The organism is Streptomyces violaceorubidus (genome assembly GCF_000717995.1).
Classification (GTDB): domain Bacteria; phylum Actinomycetota; class Actinomycetes; order Streptomycetales; family Streptomycetaceae; genus Streptomyces; species Streptomyces violaceorubidus.
This window is the reverse complement of sequence record NZ_JODM01000199.1, coordinates 1-278: the sequence shown is the minus strand read 5'-3', so window position 1 is coordinate 278 and position 278 is coordinate 1. Positions and strand designations below refer to the sequence as shown.

General features: G+C 55.8%; 1 rRNA gene. It reads left to right on the top strand.

The features are described from left to right. Positions 1-181 precede the first annotated feature (181 nt). Positions 182-278, top strand: a 5S ribosomal RNA gene (gene rrf, locus IE94_RS37445); the annotation flags it as partial.

Here is a 278-nt window from a genome sequence, read left to right as displayed (position 1 = left end):
CTGGGTTGATAGGCCGGATCTGGAAGCACCGTGAGGTGTGGAGGTGACCGGTACTAATAGGCCGAGGGCTTGTCCTCAGTTGCTCGCGTCCACTGTGTTAGTTCTGAGGCAACGACCGTTGCCGGATTTGAGTAGAACGCACAATTAAAGAGTGTGCTTGTTCGCTCGAAACCATTAGGGTTTCGGTGGTCATAGCGTAGGGGAAACGCCCGGTTACATTTCGAACCCGGAAGCTAAGCCTTACAGCGCCGATGGTACTGCAGGGGGGACCCTGTGGG